The organism is Streptomyces sp. YJ-C3 (assembly GCF_053891275.1).
This window is the reverse complement of the sequence record NZ_CM132685.1, coordinates 5,957,785-5,974,917: the sequence shown is the minus strand read 5'-3', so window position 1 is coordinate 5,974,917 and position 17,133 is coordinate 5,957,785. Positions and strand designations below refer to the sequence as shown.

15 protein-coding genes are annotated in these 17,133 nt (G+C 71.5%); 10 read left to right on the top strand and 5 right to left on the bottom strand.

Annotation, left to right across the window (positions count from 1 at the left end; genetic code table 11):
- The 3 genes from ACVHNB_RS26680 to ACVHNB_RS26670 all read left to right on the top strand — a co-directional run bounded on the left by ACVHNB_RS26680 (position 1) and on the right by ACVHNB_RS26670 (position 3,095).
- A complete protein-coding gene (locus tag ACVHNB_RS26680) occupies positions 1–459 on the top strand; it encodes a PH domain-containing protein (RefSeq protein WP_428956013.1) in 459 nt (152 codons plus the stop codon).
- Between the two features lie 225 nt (positions 460–684).
- Complete coding sequence (locus ACVHNB_RS26675; protein WP_428956014.1) at positions 685–2,022, top strand: hemolysin family protein; 1,338 nt, start codon at positions 685–687, stop codon at positions 2,020–2,022.
- On the top strand, positions 2,019–3,095 hold the full coding sequence (locus ACVHNB_RS26670) for a hemolysin family protein (RefSeq protein ID WP_428956015.1): 1,077 nt from the start codon (positions 2,019–2,021) through the stop codon (positions 3,093–3,095). The genes ACVHNB_RS26675 and ACVHNB_RS26670 overlap by 4 nt, the downstream gene beginning before the upstream one ends.
- 85 nt (positions 3,096–3,180) lie before the next feature.
- On the opposite strand, the gene ACVHNB_RS26665 is transcribed toward ACVHNB_RS26670, so the two are convergent.
- Both ACVHNB_RS26665 and ACVHNB_RS26660 read right to left on the bottom strand, forming a co-directional pair.
- Positions 3,181–5,052, bottom strand: coding sequence for an AAA family ATPase (locus ACVHNB_RS26665; protein ID WP_428956016.1), 1,872 nt, complete (start codon positions 5,050–5,052; stop codon positions 3,181–3,183).
- A 406-nt stretch (positions 5,053–5,458) separates the two neighbouring features.
- Positions 5,459–6,100, bottom strand: a complete 642-nt coding sequence (locus ACVHNB_RS26660; RefSeq protein ID WP_456226089.1) for a uridine kinase family protein — start codon at positions 6,098–6,100, stop codon at positions 5,459–5,461.
- A gap of 222 nt (positions 6,101–6,322) precedes the next feature.
- On the opposite strand from ACVHNB_RS26660, the gene ACVHNB_RS26655 reads away from it, so the two are divergent.
- Positions 6,323–7,717 (top strand): peptidase C39 family protein, encoded by a 1,395-nt coding sequence (locus ACVHNB_RS26655; protein ID WP_428956018.1) that lies wholly within the window; start codon positions 6,323–6,325, stop codon positions 7,715–7,717.
- Between the two features lie 71 nt (positions 7,718–7,788).
- Here ACVHNB_RS26655 and ACVHNB_RS26650 read toward each other — a convergent pair whose 3' ends face one another.
- Positions 7,789–9,270, bottom strand: coding sequence for a M1 family metallopeptidase (locus ACVHNB_RS26650; RefSeq protein ID WP_456226088.1), 1,482 nt, complete (start codon positions 9,268–9,270; stop codon positions 7,789–7,791).
- A 186-nt stretch (positions 9,271–9,456) separates the two neighbouring features.
- Here ACVHNB_RS26650 and ACVHNB_RS26645 point away from each other — a divergent pair, with 186 nt between their 5' ends.
- Both ACVHNB_RS26645 and ACVHNB_RS26640 read left to right on the top strand, forming a co-directional pair.
- On the top strand, positions 9,457–9,612 hold the full coding sequence (locus ACVHNB_RS26645; RefSeq protein WP_456226087.1) for an SCO1431 family membrane protein: 156 nt from the start codon (positions 9,457–9,459) through the stop codon (positions 9,610–9,612).
- A gap of 134 nt (positions 9,613–9,746) precedes the next feature.
- Positions 9,747–10,376 (top strand): TetR/AcrR family transcriptional regulator, encoded by a 630-nt coding sequence (locus ACVHNB_RS26640; protein ID WP_428956022.1) that lies wholly within the window; start codon positions 9,747–9,749, stop codon positions 10,374–10,376.
- Positions 10,377–10,436: 60 nt separating this feature from the next.
- Here the strand turns inward: ACVHNB_RS26640 and ACVHNB_RS26635 are convergent, their stop codons facing one another.
- On the bottom strand, positions 10,437–11,678 hold the full coding sequence (locus ACVHNB_RS26635) for a glycoside hydrolase family 18 protein (RefSeq protein ID WP_428956023.1): 1,242 nt from the start codon (positions 11,676–11,678) through the stop codon (positions 10,437–10,439).
- Between the two features lie 375 nt (positions 11,679–12,053).
- Between ACVHNB_RS26635 and ACVHNB_RS26630 the strand changes: the two genes are divergently transcribed.
- The 3 genes from ACVHNB_RS26630 to ACVHNB_RS26620 all read left to right on the top strand — a co-directional run bounded on the left by ACVHNB_RS26630 (position 12,054) and on the right by ACVHNB_RS26620 (position 15,949).
- The gene (locus ACVHNB_RS26630) at positions 12,054–13,217 is read left to right on the top strand and encodes an acyl-CoA dehydrogenase family protein (RefSeq protein ID WP_456226086.1); all 1,164 of its coding nucleotides are present in this window, start codon (positions 12,054–12,056) and stop codon (positions 13,215–13,217) included.
- A gap of 466 nt (positions 13,218–13,683) precedes the next feature.
- Positions 13,684–14,820 carry a hypothetical protein gene (locus ACVHNB_RS26625; protein WP_456226085.1) on the top strand — a complete coding sequence of 379 codons (1,137 nt, stop codon included), beginning with the start codon at positions 13,684–13,686 and terminating at the stop codon, positions 14,818–14,820.
- Positions 14,821–14,848: 28 nt separating this feature from the next.
- The gene (locus ACVHNB_RS26620) at positions 14,849–15,949 is read left to right on the top strand and encodes a phosphotransferase family protein (protein WP_456226084.1); all 1,101 of its coding nucleotides are present in this window, start codon (positions 14,849–14,851) and stop codon (positions 15,947–15,949) included.
- 1 nt (position 15,950) lies between these two features.
- Here ACVHNB_RS26620 and ACVHNB_RS26615 read toward each other — a convergent pair whose 3' ends face one another.
- Positions 15,951–16,394, bottom strand: coding sequence for a hypothetical protein (locus ACVHNB_RS26615; protein WP_428956026.1), 444 nt, complete (start codon positions 16,392–16,394; stop codon positions 15,951–15,953).
- A gap of 256 nt (positions 16,395–16,650) precedes the next feature.
- Between ACVHNB_RS26615 and ACVHNB_RS26610 the strand changes: the two genes are divergently transcribed.
- Entirely contained in the window at positions 16,651–17,091 is a 441-nt protein-coding gene (locus tag ACVHNB_RS26610; protein ID WP_018534770.1) for an Lrp/AsnC family transcriptional regulator, read from the top strand.
- The last annotated feature ends 42 nt before the right edge of the window (positions 17,092–17,133 follow it).

Genomic DNA, 17,133 nt, shown 5'->3' with positions numbered 1-17,133 from the left:
ATGTCCGATACTCCTGGCACCCCTGGCGCCCCTGACCTGCCCGTCACCTTCCGGCCCGGGCGGACCCGTGCCATCCTGCACGGGCTCGGTGCCGTCTCCTTCGTCGTGATCACCGTCATCGCGCTGATCCTCGACGGCATGAGCCCGGGGGAGCGGACCAGCTTCGTCTTCACCGCCGCCCTGTTCTGGGCCGTGCTGGCGCTGCTCGCACGGCCCAAGGTGGTGGCCGACACCGACGGCGTCACCGTCGTCAACATCGCCCGCAGCCGCCGCCTGGCCTGGGCGGAGATCGTCCAGGTCAACCTGCGGCCCGGCGACCCGTGGGTGTTCCTGAACCTCACCGACGGCACCAGCCTGGCCGCCATGGGCATCCAGCCCGGCATCGCCCGGCAGAGCGCCATCCGCGACGCGAAGGCACTACGCGCCCTGGCCGAGACCCGTACCGGTATTCAGGGCTGACTCAGGGGCCCGGGCCCTGCCGCCCCGCCCCCGGACCTGATTAATCTGGTGGTGGGGTGCGCGTCGTGAGCCATCCCGCCCCTGAAGCGCCCGGACGGGCGGCCAGGGGTTCCTGCTAACCAAGGAGTGACTCCCTCCAGCGATGGACGGATCGTCCGGCAGTACCTGCGCCGCCCCCTCCCGACATAGCGCGCCCCTCGCGCGTACGTCCCCGGAGGCGGCGGCATGACCATCCCGTTGCTGCTCCTCGCGGCAGCCTTCCTCCTGATCCTCGCCAACGGATTCTTCGTGGCGGCCGAGTTCGGGCTCGTCACCGTCGAGCGCCCCGACGCCGAAGAGGCGGCGGCCGCCGGCGACAAGCGGGCCCGCACCGTCGTCGACGCCCTCAAGGAGCTGTCCTTCCAGCTCTCCGGCACCCAGCTCGGCATCACCATCACCTCACTGGTCGTCGGCATGCTCGCCGAACCGGCCCTCGCCGAGCTGCTGCGCGGCCCCTTCACGGCCGTCGGCGTCCCCGAGGGCGCCGTCGGCGGCGTCTCGGTCGTCGTCGGCATGCTGCTCGCGTCCGCCGTGCAGATGGTGATCGGTGAACTGGTCCCGAAGAACTGGGCGGTCTCCAGGCCGCTCCAGGTGGCCCGCTTCGTGGCAGGCCCCCAGCATGTCTTCGCCCGCCTCTTCCGCCCGGTCATCGCCCTGCTCAACGCGGTCGCGAACCGCCTGGTGCGCGCGCTCGGTGTCGAGCCGGCCGACGAACTGGCCTCCGCCCGCACCCCCGGCGAACTGGTGTCGCTGGCCCGCCACTCCGCGCAGGCCGGGGCGCTGGAACAGGACACGGCCGACCTGTTCGTGCGTACCCTTTCCCTCGGTGAACTGACCGCGCAGCACGTCATGACGCCGCGCGTGAAGGTCAGCGCCCTCCAGGCGTCCGCGACGGCCGAGGACGTGGTCAACCTGACCCGCGCCACCGGCCTGTCCCGCTTCCCCGTGTACCGGGAGCGGATCGACGAGGTCATCGGCGTGGTCCACCTCAAGGACGCCCTGGCGATGCCGGCGCACGAACGGCTGCGCACCCCGGTGAGCCGGATCGCGCAGGCACCGCTGCTGGTCCCGGAGACCCTCCCGGTCCAGCCGCTGCTCGCCCGCCTGCGCAGCGAGCAGCCCATGGCCGTCGTCGTCGACGAGTACGGCGGCACGGCCGGGGTCGTCACCCTGGAGGACATCGTGGAGGAACTGGTCGGCGAGGTCCGCGACGAGCACGACCGCCTCGACCTCCCGGAACTGGCGGCCGCGCCGCCCGAGGACGGACGGCCCGCATGGGACGCCGACGGCAGCTGCCGCGTCGACATCCTGCGCCGCATAGGACTCGACGTCCCCGAGGGCCCGTACGAGACGGTGGCCGGTCTGGTCGCCGACCTCCTCGGCCGCATCCCCGCCCCCGGCGACAAGGCGGAACTGCCCGGCTGGCGGCTCTCCGTGCGCCAGGTCGACCACTACCGGGCCGAACGGGTCCGCATCGTCAAGGTCGCGGACGCCCCGCAGGCCGTCCTGGAGGCGGCCCGATGAGCGCCCTGCAACTCTTCTTCGCGGTCCTGCTGGTGCTGGCGAACGGCTTCTTCGTCGGAGCGGAGTTCGCTCTGGTCTCGGTGCGCCGCAGCCAGATCGAACCCCTCCCCGGCAAGCGGGCCCGCCAGGTGCTGTACGGCCTGGAGCACCTGCCGCAGATGATGGCGGCCGCCCAGTTCGGCATCACGGTCTGCTCGCTGACGCTGGGCGCGGTGGCCGAGCCCACGGTGGCGCACCTCCTGGAACCCGTCTTCGAGGCCGTCCACCTCCCGCACGGCATGATCCATCCGTTGGGCTACGTGATCGCGCTGGCCGTAGTGGTCTCCCTGCACCTGGTCATCGGCGAGATGGTGCCGAAGAACCTGGCGATGGCGGCCCCGGAGAAGACCGCGCTGTGGTTCAGCCCGGGCCTGGTCGCCTTCGCCCGGCTGTGCAAGCCGGTCACGATCGCGCTGGGCGCGTGCGCCCGCCTGGTCCTGAAGCTGTTCCGGGTGGAACCGAAGGACGAGGTCGAGGCGGTCTTCACCAGCGAGCAGCTCAACCGCCTGGTGGAGGACTCCGGCCAGGCGGGCCTGCTCGACCCGGAGGAGCAGGAACGCCTCGAGGACGCGCTGGAGCTGGGCTCCCGCCCGGTCACCGACGTCCTCCTGGACCGCTCGGACCTGGTCACGGTCGGCCCCTCGGTCACCCCGGCGGAGGTCATCGGGCTGACGGCCCGTACCGGCTACTCCCGCTTCCCGGTCTGCGCGGACGGCGGCGCCTTCATGGGCTACCTCCACGTCAAGGACGTCCTCGACCTGATCGACGGGCCCGACACGGACCGGGCCGTCCCGCAGCAGATCTGGCGCCCCATGACGACGCTGCGCGCCGAACTCCCGCTGGACGACGCCCTCACCGTGATGCGGCGGGCGGCCACGCACCTGGCCCAGGTGGCGGACGCGTCGGGGCGTGTCCTCGGCCTGGTCGCCCTGGAGGACGTCCTGGAGCTGCTGGTGGGCGAGGTCCGTGACCCGGCACACCGGGAGGAGGCACAGGTCCCGGAGGCCCGGAAGCGGGAGGGGGCGCTGACCTAGTCCTCCCCGAACGCGCGGGGCCGTACCGAACACCGAGGTGCGGCCCCGCCGACGTGACGGAGCCGCGGAATCCGCTGGACCTCCGCTAGAACCCGGACGGGTCCTGCGGCCCCCGCCCGGACAGCACCTCTCCGTACGCCTGCATCAGATCCGGCAGCCGCAGCGTGGCCAGGTCGTCCCGGGACGGCTCGGCCAGGTACCCGGTGAGCCTCAGGTCCCGGTACGCGCACGACTTCTCGTACAGCGTCCGCAGGAACCGCCCGTTGCCGAGCTCGTCGATCCACCCCTGGTCCACCACATGGCCGGCGATCGACCGCAGCTCGTCCAGCGCCTCCTCGTCCCACGCGTCCCCGTTCTCGGCCGCCAACGCCTCGCCGATCGCGGTGAGTTCGAGCGGACGGTACGAGGGGAAGTCGACCCGGGACGTGAAGCGCGAGGAGAGACCGGGGTTCGCCGCGAGCAGCCGGTCCATGCCCTCCGGATAGCCGGCCAGGATCACCACGAGGTGGTCGCGGTTGTCCTCGGCCCGCTTCAGCAGCACCTGCAGCGCCTCGTCGCCGTACGCATCGCCCTTGCCGTAACCGGAGTTGGACAGCGCGTACGCCTCGTCGACGAAGAGCACCCCGCCGAGTGCCGAGTCGATCAGCTCGTTGGCCTTCACCGCGGTCTGGCCCAGGTACTCGCCCACCATGTCCGCCCGCTGCGCCTCCACCAGGTGGTCGCCGCCGAGCAGCCCGAGGGCGTAGAAGACGCGCCCGAGGATCCGGGCGACCGTGGTCTTGCCGGTGCCGGACGGGCCCGAGAAGACGAAGTGGCGCTTCGGCGGCTGGACGGGCAGGCCCTGCCCGGTCCGCAGCCGCGCCATGTTCAACTGCGCCGAGAGCGCCTTGACCTGGCGCTTCACGGGCTCCAGGCCGACCATCAGCTCCAGCTCGGCGAGGGCCTCCTCCAGCAGTACCGGATCGGCGGGCCCCGTCGGCAGCGGCACCGACACCGGCACCACGGCCTTCTCCCGCACCATGTCGGGATCCTCCGTACCGCCACCGGGCGGCGGCGGCACGGGCTCGGTGACCTTGAGGTCCCGCCCGTCGCTCGCGTACAGCGGATCGACCGACTCCGTCCCGTCCAGGCCGTCCTGATACCCCGTCAGCGCCATTGGAGCCAGATCCTGGCCGTCGGCGAAGTCCGTGTACCCGTCGCCCTCGGCGATCGCCGCGAGCCGCGCCGAGGTGTCCATGAACGCTGGATCGACCCGGTGCACGGCCCGGTACAGCGGGAGGGCGGCCGCCGACCGGCCGGTTCCCTCGTGCGCCCTCGCCAGCCAGTACCGCAGTTCCTTGCGCTGCGGCTGCTCGCTGCGGCAGCGCATCAGGGCCGCGGAGAGCAGCGGCTCCGCCTGCCCGTACATCTCCAGGCGCACCCGCGCCATCCCGCCGAAGAGACCGGCCTCGATGCCGAGCATCGGATCGTCGATGAGCGAGTCCGTCTGCCGGACCAACTGCTCCCAGTCCTTGACCAGATACGCCCGGCACGCGTGCAGGAAGCGCACCTGCGGATCCGCGTCGACCGGCGGCAGCGTCGCGAGCGCCCGGTCCAGCTCCGGCACGTGGCGACCGTCGAGCCAGTGCGAGGCGTGCGCCAGCAACAGGTCGCGCGGGTGCTCCAGGACCGGCTGCACCCACCAGCCCAGCCAGTACCAGGAGTTGAGGGTGCGCCGGTGCCGCGCGCGCTGCTCGCCGAACCGGTCGCGGTGCCGGAACATGCGCAGCAGCGCCGTCGTCGTGTCGATACGCAGCGCGTGCAGCCCGAGCCAGCCGTCCGCCATCCCCGGGTCCAGCCGGACGGCGGTGCGGAACTCCTCCTCCGCCTGCGGATAGGCGCCCATCGTGTAGGCGTCGACGCCTCGCAGCCAGGCGAGGTCGGCCGGGCCCGTCGGCGCACCAGTGCCGAAGTCCATCACGTCCCCCACAAACCGTGCCCCCGATGAACCGCTCTGTCATGGACGGGAGTTGTCACGGTGCGGACAGTGAGCCGTCCGTAGGCCGCACCGAGGGCATCGTACCTGCGGGTGCCTGGTCGGCCGTAGGGCGCGACGGTGTCGGATCGGTGCGGACAGCGGCGATTTCGCCCAGGTGAGCGGGGTGCCGCATGGTGACCCAGGGTGAACGAGAAACGCCTCGGCGCGCTCGGGAAAGGGCATTATGGGCAGAACGAAGCCCCCGATCACGGGGGAACAACCGGGGGCTTCGCGTCTACGGGCGGTCCCGAAAGGCCGCACATTGAGAACGTAAGTCCTGTACGGCCCCTGGGTCAAGCCGAGTTGGGGCACTCCGGGAAACTGGCGGAAGCCCGATTCAGGGGGTTCAGCGCACCGCTGGCGGTCCTTCACTGTGAGTGACGGAGCGGTGGGTCTGCGCGGCCCCACCAGGTCCCTCGCGCATCTCGTATCCCTGCGGGCACTCTCTTACCAATTCCTCAGCGAAGGGCCGGGACGGATCCTGCGCGAAATGTTTCCGTTCCGCCGGGATCCAGCCGCCCCAGAATTCTTCCTGGGCCGCACCGTCCCGGTTCCGCCCGCGCGCCCAGGACGTGTCGCGCGGCAGGTCCATCCACAACAGCCGCGCCAGATACGGCCGCAGGAAGCGCCGCCCCGCGCCCACCCCCTCGACCAGGACCACGTCCGCGGCCGGGAGGAGGCGCGTGCCGTCGAAGCGGCGGGCGTTCCAGTCGTACGTCTCGTAGTGCGCGGCCTCGCCACCGGACAGCGGCGAGAGCACCTGCTCACGCAGTCGGTCCGTCCAGGCGAAGAGGGCGTCGTGGCTCGCGATGTCGTCGAGACGCAGTACGGGCGCCCCGCCGAGCGCCTCGGCGAGCCGCAGCGCGAAGGTCGACTTGCCGGAACCCGCGTGGCCGTCGATGCCGACGAGGCGCACGGGGCCGCAGGAGGCCGGCAGCCGCCGGACGCGGTCGGCGTACTGGTCGAGGGGGACGCGCAGAGAGGTCACGGCGGCAAGGGTACGCCGGGCGGGCCGGGCGGGTGGACCTGGTTTCGATGACGGCGTCGCAGGTCATGCCAGTGGTGGAGACCAATATTGGTGCCCCTGACAGGCCTCGAAACGCTGGTGGAAATCCCGCTCCTGCGGCCATAGTTGGCGCACTGTTCCACCAGGCCCGCACCCGGCCCGTCCGTCCCTTCCGCCCGACCCGTCGACTGGGGGATCCACCCGATGACCCGACCCGATCCGGACTCCCGTCCGTCCCGCAGAACCATGCTCACGGCCGCCGCGGGCGTCGCACTCGCCGCCACGGCGGCCGGCGCGGGGACCGCCCGAGCCGCGGCCGCCCCGGCCACCGCAGCAACCACACGGAAGAAGGCCCCCGCCCGCCTCGTGGACAACCGCACCTGGACGACGTACACCGACTGGCGCTCCGGCACCGGCCGCGGGACCCGCGCCGTCGCCGGGGCGCGTCCCGGCGTGACGCTCGCCGGCGTCGCGGGCACCACGACCTACACCGACCCGCACCTGAACAGGACGGCCGAGTGGGAGTACGCGCAGTGGATCTCCCCGGTCCACCGGCTGAGCGTCCCCGCCACCGAGGTCATCGCCTCGTGGAACGCGCACACCCCGGCCGGCACCTGGATCCAGATCGAGCTGAAGGGCACGTACACCGACGGGACCGCGACGCCCTGGTATGTGATGGGCCGCTGGACGGCCGGTGACGACAAGGACGTCGACATCCGCCGGACCTCCGTGGACGACCAGAGCGACGGCAGGTCGAGCATCTGGACGGACACGTTCTCCATCGACGACGCGGCCTCCGGCCTCCGCCTCGCGTCCTACAGCCTACGCCTGACGCTGCTGCGCGCCCCGGGCTCGAAGGCGGCGCCGACGGTCTGGCGCCTGGGCGCGATGGGCTCGGACGTCCCGGACCGCTTCACCGTGCCGGCGTCCACCCCCGGCCTCGCCAAGGAGCTGGCCGTCCCGCGTTACTCGCAGAGCATCCACTCCGGTCAGTACCCCGAGTACGACAACGGCGGCGAGGCCTGGTGCAGCCCCACCTCCTCGCAGATGATCATCGAGTACTGGGGGCGCAAGCCCACGGCCGAGCAGCTGGCCTGGGTCGACCCGGCCTACGCCGACCCGCAGGTCTGCCACGCCGCACGTGGTACGTATGACTACCAGTACGAGGGCTGCGGCAACTGGCCGTTCAACGCGGCGTACGCGGCGACGTACGAGGACCTGCAGGGCGTGGTCACCCGGCTGTCCTCCCTGACCGATCTGGAGACGCTGATCGCGGCCGGTATCCCGGCCATAACGTCCCAGTCGTTCCTCAAGGAGGAGCTGACCGGCGCGGGCTACGGCACCTCCGGGCACCTCATGACGGTCATCGGCTTCACCGCCGAGGGCGACGTGATCGCCAACGACCCGGCCTCGCCGAGCGACCCGGCGGTCCGCCGCGTCTACAAGAGGTCGGAGTGGGAGACGATCTGGCTCCGCACGAAGCGCAAGAACGCCTCGGGCAGCGTCGTCTCCGGGACCGGCGGCGTCTGCTACCTCTACTTCCCGGCCCACCCGACCCCGAAGCAGCGCAAGGCGCTGGCGGCGGTGGGCGTGCGCTGACCGGTGGCCACGCCGCCTCGGCGGTCTTCTCGCGGGAGAGGTCCCCGCGAGGAGACCGCCGGCCGGGCCGGTCAGCCGGTGACGGCCGGATTCACGACCCAGTCCGGGTGCCCGGGCATGGGCGGGGTCTTCGGGCCGTACAGCCAGGGGCGCAGGAAGCCCGACAGGTCCCGGCCCGCGACCTTCGACGCCAGCGCGACGTAGTCGGCCGTCGACGCCGTCCTGCCGCGGTACTCCGCGGCCCACGCCCGCTCGATCCGCTGGAACGTGTCCGTGCCGACCTGCTCGCGCAGCGCGTACAGGACCAGCGCGGAGCCGTCGTAGCGCATGCGCTTGAAGAGGTTCGGCTCGGTGGGTTCGGCGGGGGCGCCGTAGTCGTGCCGCCACTGGTCGTGGCTCTCGTACGCCGTCTTCATCGCGGCCTCGAAACTGTCCCCGCCGTGCGCTTGCGAGTACAGGCGCTCGTAGAAACGGGCGTGCCCCTCGCTGAGCCACAGGTCGGACCAGGCCGCGATGCCCACGCTGTCGCCGAACCACTGGTGGGTCAGCTCATGGACCAGATTGCGCTCGGCGTCGACCTTCGTGCCGAGCAGGTCCGCCTTCGGGACGAGGGAAAGCGTCTGAGTCTCCAGGGCCACGCCCAGATCCGTGTCGCCGACCAGGACGCCGTACCGGTTGAAGGGATACGGGCCCAACTGCTGCTCCAGCCACGTCAAATGATCGGGCGTCAGGTCCCGGTACTGCTTGGTCGGCGCCACCAGGGCGTCCGGTACGACATCGCGCAGCGGCAGCCCGCCCGGCCCCTTGCTGTCGACCAGCTGGAACCGTCCGATGGCCAGTTGGACGAGCTGGGTGGCCACCGGCTGCTCGGAGTCGTACGTCCAGCGGACCCGGCCGTCGGGGCGCGTGGACCGGTCGACGAGTCTTCCGCCTGCGACCGCCGTCAGGCCGGCGGGTGTGGTGACGTGGAAGGTGAAGCGGGCCCGCCGGCTGGGGTGGTCATCGGCCGGGAAGACCAGCTTGGCCCCGTTGGGCTGCGGGTAGAGCACCGTGCCGTCCGGTGTGGGGATCCAGCCGTAGTCCTCGATCGCGTCGTCGCGGTGGCGTGTCTGCGTCGGGTCGGCCGTGTAGCCGACTCTCACCGTGAAGGAACCTCCTCTGCGTAAGGGGGACTTGGGCGTGACGACCAGCTCGTCGCCGTCCCGCCGGGTCTGCGCCGGCCGGCCGTCCACCGTGACCGAGCGCAGTGTGTTGCCGGCGAAGTCCAGGTTGAAGCGGGAGAGCGCCTGGGTCGCCGTGGCCCTGATCGTCGTCACCGCGGCGAACGGGGTCCGCGGTGCCCGCCAGTCGAAGTCGAGGGTGTAGTGGCGGACCGTGTAGCCGCCGTTCCCGTCGAGCGGGAACATCGGATCGCCGAGCCCCGCGGCACCCGGCGTGGGAGCGTCGGCGGCGGCCCGGGAGACGGTTGCCGGGCCGGTCAGTGCCGCGCCGACGGTGATCGTCGCGGCGACGGCGAGTCGGGCCCTGCGGTGGTGCGTCCGGTACGTGCGCATCGGGAACCTTCCGGTCGGACGGATCGCGTCGCAGTGTGGGACGCGCGGCATTCCGGCCCGGTTGTGCGTGACCAAGGTCTCGGTCGCAGAACGGCCTTCCGGTGGCAAGGTGGATAGGGCGCCGGAGGGGAGCCGGGCGCCCCCGGGGGGAGTCACGACCACGCCCACGACCCGAGCGAGACACCCATGACCGCAAGCTCTGCCGCCAGCCCCGCCCCTGCCGCCTCGCGCGCCCGCACCGGCGGCCCGCAGGAGGGCGGCCCCAAGATCCTCGAGCACGTCCTGGGCTGGACCTTCGTGGTGGTGCTCGCGATGTTCGTCACGCAGGTCGGCTGGATGTGACCTGAGCCACCTCGGTCTTCCGGCACCGTCCCTCGCCCGCCGAGGCCCTCGCGCCCGGGGCGTGCGGGGCGGGACGGCGCCGCGGAAGGTGCCATACTGCGGGATCCGCAGGGAGCTGGAGACCAGGGCCGGAATTGAATACTAGTCAACAGCGGGCGCGCGGCACCGACCGCTCCACCGCCCGTCGCGCCGAACTCATCGCCATCGGCCGGAAGTTGTTCGCCGACACGTCCTACGACGCGCTGTCCATGGACGACATCGCCCAGCACGCGGGCGTCGCCAAAGGGCTGATCTACTACTACTTCAAGTCCAAGCGGGGCTACTACCTCGCGATCATCGAGGACTCCGTCGGCGATCTCGTCGACCTCGCGAGCAGCGCCGTGGACCAGGCGCCCGTCGACCGCCTGCACCGCACCATCGACGGCTATCTGCGCTACGCCGAGCACCACCAGGCCGCGTACCGCACGATCATCACCGGTGGCGTCGGCTTCGACACCGAGGTGCAGGCCATCCGGGACGGGGTGCGCGAGGCGCTGATCGCGACCATCGCCCAGGGTGCGTACGGGAGAACCGAGGTGCCGCAGCTCGCCCGGATGGCGCTGCTCGGCTGGCTGTACGGCGTCGAGGGCATCACGCTCGACTGGATCGGCCACCAGGAGCTGGAACGGGACACGCTGCGCGCCCTGTTGGTGCGCCTGCTCGGCGAAACGCTGCGCGTGATCGAGGAGTTCGATCCGACGTGTCCGGCGCCGCCCCGCTCCTGAGCGAGCACGAGGGGCGGGGCCCGGCACGCCGGACCCCGCCCAAGTGGTTCACTCGTACGGTCAGTCGACCGCCTTGATCAGCTCACCGTTCGTCGTGTCACCGGACAGCTCCCACAGGAAGGTGCCGCCCAGGCCCTGCTGGTTCTTGTAGTCCATCTTCCCCGCGATGGTCGCCGGGGTGTCGTAGCTCCACCAGTTGTTGCCGCAGTACGCGTACGCGGTGCCGCCGACCGTGCCCGTGGCGGGGCACTTGGTCTTCAGCTCCTTGTAGTCGTCGATGCCCTGCTCGTACTTGCCGGCCGCCGGACCGGTGGCCGTGCCGCCGGGCGCCGCCTGCGTGACACCGGTCCAGCCGCGCCCGTAGAAGCCGATGCCGAGCAGCAGCTTCGACGCGGGTACGCCGGCCGCCTTGAGCTTGGCGATGGTGGCGTCGGTGTTGTACCCGTCCTTCGGGATGCCGTCGTACGCGGTCAGCGGCGAGTGCGGGGCGGTCGGGCCCTGCGCGTCCCAGGCACCGAAGTAGTCGTACGTCATCGGGTTGTACCAGTCGACGTACTGGGCGGCGCCCGCGTAGTCGGCGGCGTCCAGCTTCCCGCCGTCCGAGGCGTCGGCCGCGATGGCGGAGGTGACCAGGTAGCTGCTGCCGAACTTCGAACGCAGCGCCGCCATCAGGTTCTTGTAGGCCTCGGGCCCGCTGGTGTCGCAGGTCAGGCCGCAGGCGTTCGGGTACTCCCAGTCGATGTCGATGCCGTCGAAGACATCGGCCCACTTGGAGTTCTCGACCAGGTCGTAGCAGGACTGGGCGAACGCCGCCGGGTCCTTGGCCGCCTCGCCGAACCCGCCGGACCAGGTCCAGCCGCCGAAGGACCACAGGATCTTGAGGTCCGGGTGCAGCTTCTTCAGCTTGAGCAGCTGGTTGAAGTTGCCGCGCAGCGGCTGGTCCCAGGTGTCGGCGACGCCGTCCACGGCCTGGTCGGCGGTGTACGCCTTGTCGGTCGCGGCGTAGGAGTCGCCCATCGTGCACTTGCCGCCCTGGACGTTGCCGAAGGCGTAGTTGATGTGGGTGAGCTTGTCCGCCGAGCCGGACGTCTCGATGTTCTTGACGTGGTAGTTCCGGTCGTAGACACCCCACTCCGTGAAGTATCCGACGACCTTGGAACCGGCCGCGGTCTCCTTGGGGGCGGCATCCGGCTGCGCGGCGGCGCTGCCCGCGGAGGCGAGCAGTCCCGCGCCGAGGACGGCGCAACACGCGGCGGCGGCGAGCGCCTTGAAACGGGCGCGGGGGAGGTGCGGTCTGAGCATCGTGTCTCCTCGTGGGGGAGGGGGACATGGGGGGAAGTCGAGCTGTGGACCTGCGTGAGTGCGACTCAACGCGCCCGCCAGGGGTGACATGAACGCGTTAAGTCGTTGAACGGAACAGTAGGAGGACTAGACCAGTGAGGTCAATGGTCCGAACCAATTTCGCGGGCTCCCTTGCGTTCGTCCGCACATCCTGGAGTAAGCGGTCGTTAACCGGTGACACGCGGCCCGGGATCGGGAATACTCGACACACCGCAGCCGCTGGTCAGCCCCTTTCGAGACCCGGAAGGGCAGCATCGGCTCGACAGTGACCGACCGGCGGCGCCGCCCACCCCGCGCGCACCGCCGCAGTGCCCGCACAGGGAGGAGAGCGTCGCCATGCCGGAGCCAGGAGTCGAGCGTCAGCTGCCGACGGACGAAGCTCAGGACCTCATGCAGCTGGTCCGTGACATCGCGCAGCGGGAGATCGCCCCGCACGCCTCCGAGGGCGAGGAGGCCGGCCTCTTCCCGCGGGAGACGTTCGCCCTGCTCTCCTCGTCCGGCCTGCTCGGCCTGCCGTACGACGCCGAGTTCGGCGGCGGCGACCAGCCGTACGAGGTGTATCTCCAGGTGCTCGAGGAGCTCGCGGCCGCGCGCCTGACCGTCGGTCTCGGCGTCAGCGTGCACTCGCTGGCCTGTCACGCGCTCGCCAACTTCGGCACGAAGCAGCAGCGCTCGGAACATCTGCCCGCGATGCTCGGCGGCGGACTGCTCGGCGCGTACTGCCTCTCCGAGCCGTCCTCGGGATCCGACGCGGCGTCCCTGCGCACGAAGGCGGTGCGTGACGGCGACGCCTGGGTGCTCACCGGCACGAAGGCCTGGATCACCCACGGCGGCGTCGCCGACTTCTGCACGGTGCTGGCCCGCACCGGCGGCGAGGGCGCGCACGGCATCACGGCGTTCCTGGTTCCGGGCGACGCCGAGGGGCTGAGCGCGGCGGCGCCGGAGCGGAAGATGGGGATGAAGGGCTCGCCCACCGCCCAGCTGCACTTCGACGGGGTGCGGGTGAGCGACGCGCGGCGCATCGGGGACGAGGGGCAGGGCTTCCAGATCGCCCTGTCGGCGCTCGACTCGGGCCGGCTCGGCATCGCGGCCTGCGCGATCGGCGTGGCGCAGGCCGCGCTCGACGAGGCGGTGACGTACGCGAAGGGGCGCGCGCAGTTCGGGCGGCCCGTCGCCGACTTCCAGGGCCTGCGGTTCATGCTGGCGGACATGGCGACGCAGATCGAGGCCGGCCGCGCCCTGTACCTGTCGGCGGCCCGGCTGCGGGACGCGGGCCGGCCGTTCTCCAAGCAGGCCGCCATGGCGAAGCTGCTGTGCACCGACGCGGCGATGAAGGTGACCACGGACGCGGTGCAGGTCTTCGGCGGTTACGGATACACCGCGGACTTCCCCGTCGAGCGGTTCATGCGGGAGGCCAAGGTGCTGCAGATCGTCGAGGGCACCAACCAGATCCAGCGCATGGTCATCGCCCGTCACCTCGCAGGTCCCGAGTCCCGCTGAACTGCCCCGTGCGCACGGTGGGCGCCACCAGCAGCGCCCACTCGGGGTCGTGGCGCCCCGGCAGGGTCCTGCCGCGCTCGGCCCAGGTGCTGATGAGGGCCCGGTAGATGGGCGGGTCCTGCGGGTGGACGTGCGCTTGCTGCGGTTGGTGCGTCGTGTGTGACGGCTGGGGCTGTGGTGCCTGGTGAACCGATTCTGCGGGGACAGGAACGAGGGCACGCCTGCGTCGGCCGGTGGGCGCAGGAGCCGGTGTCTGCGTCGGGGTCATGCCAGATCAACGGCGGGGGAGGGGGTGGGTCACCGGTTGACGAATTCGAGCCTCAGTTCGCGGCATAACCGAGCAGACGGCTCCGCCGGGTCGAACATCTGGCCTCCGCATCACGGCTGACGTACCGTCAGCTCTGCCGCCGGGCAGGCCGTACCCCTCCGGGCGACGTCAACTGCCGTGCGTCCAGGGAGGATTGCCGTGGCCGAGGACGACCGCCCCGTAGCGTTCGACGAGTACCCGGTCCATCAGGTGCCGCTGTCGATGAGGCACGTCGCCACCGGCGACCGCAACGCCTACGACCGGTGCATCTTCCATCTCTTCGACCCCGAGGGCCGGTTCCTCCTCATCCTCGGCCTCGGTGTCTACCCGAACCTCGGCGTGATCGACGCCTACGCCACCCTGCGCGTCGGTGACACCCTGCACGCCGTCCGCGCCTCGGACGCACTGAGCGACGAGGGCCGTACGCGGATGGAGGTCGGCCCGCTGCGGATCAAGGTCGAGCGCCCGCTGGAGACGTTCGTCCTCAGCTGCGCCGCCGACCCGGACGACCCCGACGGGCTCGCGTACGAGATCACCTGGAGCGCCGACTTCCCGGCCCTGTGGGAACCGCACCACACCCAGCGCCGCGGCGCCCGCCTCACCCTGGAGGGCAAGCGGTTCGTGCAGGCGGGGCGGTGCGACGGCCGGCTGCGCGTCGGCGGACGCGAGATCGAACTGCGCGGCTGGACCGGGACCCGCGACCGCAGCTGGGGCGTGCGTCCCGTCCCCGGCGAGGAGGGCGGTCGGCTCGCCGAGCAGCACCCCACCGAGGGCTTCCACTGGATCTGGGCCCCGGTCCGCTTCGACGACCGCTTCCTGATGGTCGTCACGCAGGAGGACGCCGACGGCCACCGCACCCTGAACGACGCCACACTCGTCCGGAAGGGACACCGCGACCGCCAACTCGGCTGGCCGCAGACGGACATCAGCTACGTCCCCGGGACCCGCCACCCGCGCAGCGCGGTCATCCACCTCACCGACCCGACGGACCGCAAACCCGTCGAGGTCGGCGTGGAGATCCTCGCCTCCTCGCCCCTCGCGGTCGGCGCCGGCTATCCACCGGCCGACGACTGGCAGCACGGGACCTGGCGCGGCCCCGGCTGGACCGACCGCCGCGCCTACGACCTCGCCGACCCGGCGGCGCACCCCCTGGCCGCCTACGGAGTGATCGACCACGCCGCCCGCTTCACCCTCGACGGGCAGGTCGGCCACGGCATCTTCGAGCACGGCAGCTTCGGCCGCCACGACCCGAGCGGCTTCACCGGCTTCGACTCGGTGGCACCTCCGCGCCCCTGATCACCCGGTACGGAAAGGGAGTCCGGCCATGGCGACAGCACCGCGCCCCCGCACGTCCACCCGCGAACCCGAGGAGATCGCCCGGCGGCTCACCGCCTGGCTGGCCCGCCGGCTGCCCGGCGCCAAGGCGGTGAACGTCACCGTCCCCGAGTCCAACGGCATGTCCAGCGAGACGCTGCTCTTCGACATCGAACACCCCGAACCGCCGCTCCGGGCCTGCGCGTTGAGACTGGCCGCGGACCCGTCCGCGTACACGGTCTTCCCGGTGTACGACATGCCGCGCCAGTACCGCACGATGCGACTGGCCGAGCGCACCGGTCTGCCGGTGCCGCGCGTGCTCTGGCTGGAGGCGGACGCCGGGCCGCTCGGCGCCCCCTTCTTCGTGATGGAACGGGTCGCCGGCCGGGTGCCGCCGGACGTCATGCCGTACACGTACGAGGGCAATTGGCTGCACGCGGCCACGGACGCGGAGCGCGCGGAGCTGGAGGACGCGAGCCTGCGGCTGCTGGCCCGGCTGCACGACGGGGTGCCCGCGGCCGATGCGGAGTTCCTCGCCCTGCCGGGGACGGGCAGCCCGCTGCGCCGGCACGTCGAGGCCCAACGCGCCTACTACGCCTGGGTGGTGGACGGACTCCCGCGCTCACCGCTCATCGAGAGCGCCTTCGAGCGCCTCGAGACGCTGTGGCCCGGCGACGAGACGGTCGCCGTCCTCAACTGGGGCGACGCCCGCATCGGCAACATCATCTACGACGGCTTCAGGCCGGCCGCGGTCCTGGACTGGGAGATGGCGGCGCTCGCCCCGCGCGAGGTGGACCTCGGCTGGACCGTCTATCTGCACCGCTTCTTCCAGGACCTGACCGAGAGTTTCGGGCAACGCGGCCTGCCGGACTTCCTGCGCCGCGACCGGATCGAGGCGAAGTACGCCGAACTCACCGGCCACGCGCCGCGCGACATGGACTTCTACACGCTCTACGCGGCGCTGCGGCACGCCGTCGTGATGCTGCGCGTCGCCTACCGCCAGGTCCACTTCGGCGAGACCGCCGTGCCCGCGGATCCGGACATGCTGATCCTGCACCACGGCAGCCTGCGGGCCATGGTGCAGGGCGACTACTGGGACGGGGTGAGGTAGCTCAGGCGGCCTGACGGGGCGCCTGGAGCGGGACCCGGATGGGACGCGATCCGGGGCCGCCCACGTGCGAGAACGGCTGGGTGCGCCAGTCGAGCCCCTGAGGGAGCGTCAACAGCAGGGACGTGTCCTGCTCCTGAGTGCCGGTCAGCGCGTCGGCGGGCCGCGCCTCGGTGGCCGCGCGTCCGGTTCCCGCGCAGACGGTGAGCCCGAACGGATTCCAGGGCGTCGCGCAGAGCGCGTGCTCGGGCAGGACGTCCTCGTCCGCCAGGAGCGCGATGGGCTGCGCGCAGTCCGGGCAGAGCACCCGGTACATCTCGAAGGTGTCGTACGCGTCGGTGTCGTCCCCGTCGAAGGCGTCGGGTTCGACGCCCTCCGGCTGGGGCTCGACGATGGTCTGCGTGCGATTTCGCGTGGCAGGGCGTCCGGGACGCTTCACACTCTGCATGGGATTCTCCCCCTCGGGTGGGCCGACCAGGAGCCGCGGCCTCGACCACAGCAAGCACTTCCCGCCCCGTCCGTGAGGTAATCGCGCCATGCCGGTGGACACGGCCTGAAACGTGTGGCGTTCGTCACATGCCGATTGCAGGTGCCGGTGGGACGGTAGACGTAACGGCCACCGCGGGCCGCTTCGCGGGGAATCGGCTGTCCGGCGGCGTCACTCAGGTATCCGGGGCGATCACCTGCCCTGTAGGTTCTGCCGCATGGAGGAGCTCGACCGACAGATCGTGCAGCTGCTCGTCAAGGACGGGCGGATGAGCTACACCGACCTGGGCAAGGCCACCGGCCTGTCCACGTCGGCCGTGCACCAGCGGGTGCGCCGCCTGGAGCAGCGCGGTGTGATCCGCGGGTACGCCGCGGTCGTCGACCCCGAGGCGGTGGGGCTGCCGCTCACCGCGTTCATCTCGGTGAAGCCGTTCGACCCGAGCGCCCCCGACGACATCGCGGAGCGCCTCGCCGGCGTCCCCGAGATCGAGGCGTGCCACAGCGTGGCCGGCGACGAGAACTACATCCTGAAGGTCCGGGTGGAGACCCCGCACGAACTGGAGAACCTGCTGGCGCGGGTGCGGTCCCTGGCCGGGGTCTCGACGCGCACGACGGTCGTGCTGTCGACCCCGTACGAGGCCCGGCCGCCGCGTATCTGAGGGAGTCCCGACAAAAGGGACCCCGGCGCCCGCGCGCGGCGC

Coding starts and splice junctions, on each gene's coding strand:
- ACVHNB_RS26680 (WP_428956013.1), top strand. CDS start 1: ATGTCCGATACTCCTGGCACCCCTGGCGCCCCTGACCTGCCCGTCACC.
- ACVHNB_RS26675 (WP_428956014.1), top strand. CDS start 685: ATGACCATCCCGTTGCTGCTCCTCGCGGCAGCCTTCCTCCTGATCCTC.
- ACVHNB_RS26670 (WP_428956015.1), top strand. CDS start 2,019: ATGAGCGCCCTGCAACTCTTCTTCGCGGTCCTGCTGGTGCTGGCGAAC.
- ACVHNB_RS26665 (WP_428956016.1), bottom strand. CDS start 5,052: ATGGACTTCGGCACTGGTGCGCCGACGGGCCCGGCCGACCTCGCCTGG.
- ACVHNB_RS26655 (WP_428956018.1), top strand. CDS start 6,323: ATGACCCGACCCGATCCGGACTCCCGTCCGTCCCGCAGAACCATGCTC.
- ACVHNB_RS26650 (WP_456226088.1), bottom strand. CDS start 9,270: ATGCGCACGTACCGGACGCACCACCGCAGGGCCCGACTCGCCGTCGCC.
- ACVHNB_RS26645 (WP_456226087.1), top strand. CDS start 9,457: ATGACCGCAAGCTCTGCCGCCAGCCCCGCCCCTGCCGCCTCGCGCGCC.
- ACVHNB_RS26635 (WP_428956023.1), bottom strand. CDS start 11,678: ATGCTCAGACCGCACCTCCCCCGCGCCCGTTTCAAGGCGCTCGCCGCC.
- ACVHNB_RS26630 (WP_456226086.1), top strand. CDS start 12,054: ATGCCGGAGCCAGGAGTCGAGCGTCAGCTGCCGACGGACGAAGCTCAG.
- ACVHNB_RS26620 (WP_456226084.1), top strand. CDS start 14,849: ATGGCGACAGCACCGCGCCCCCGCACGTCCACCCGCGAACCCGAGGAG.
- ACVHNB_RS26615 (WP_428956026.1), bottom strand. CDS start 16,394: ATGCAGAGTGTGAAGCGTCCCGGACGCCCTGCCACGCGAAATCGCACG.
- ACVHNB_RS26610 (WP_018534770.1), top strand. CDS start 16,651: ATGGAGGAGCTCGACCGACAGATCGTGCAGCTGCTCGTCAAGGACGGG.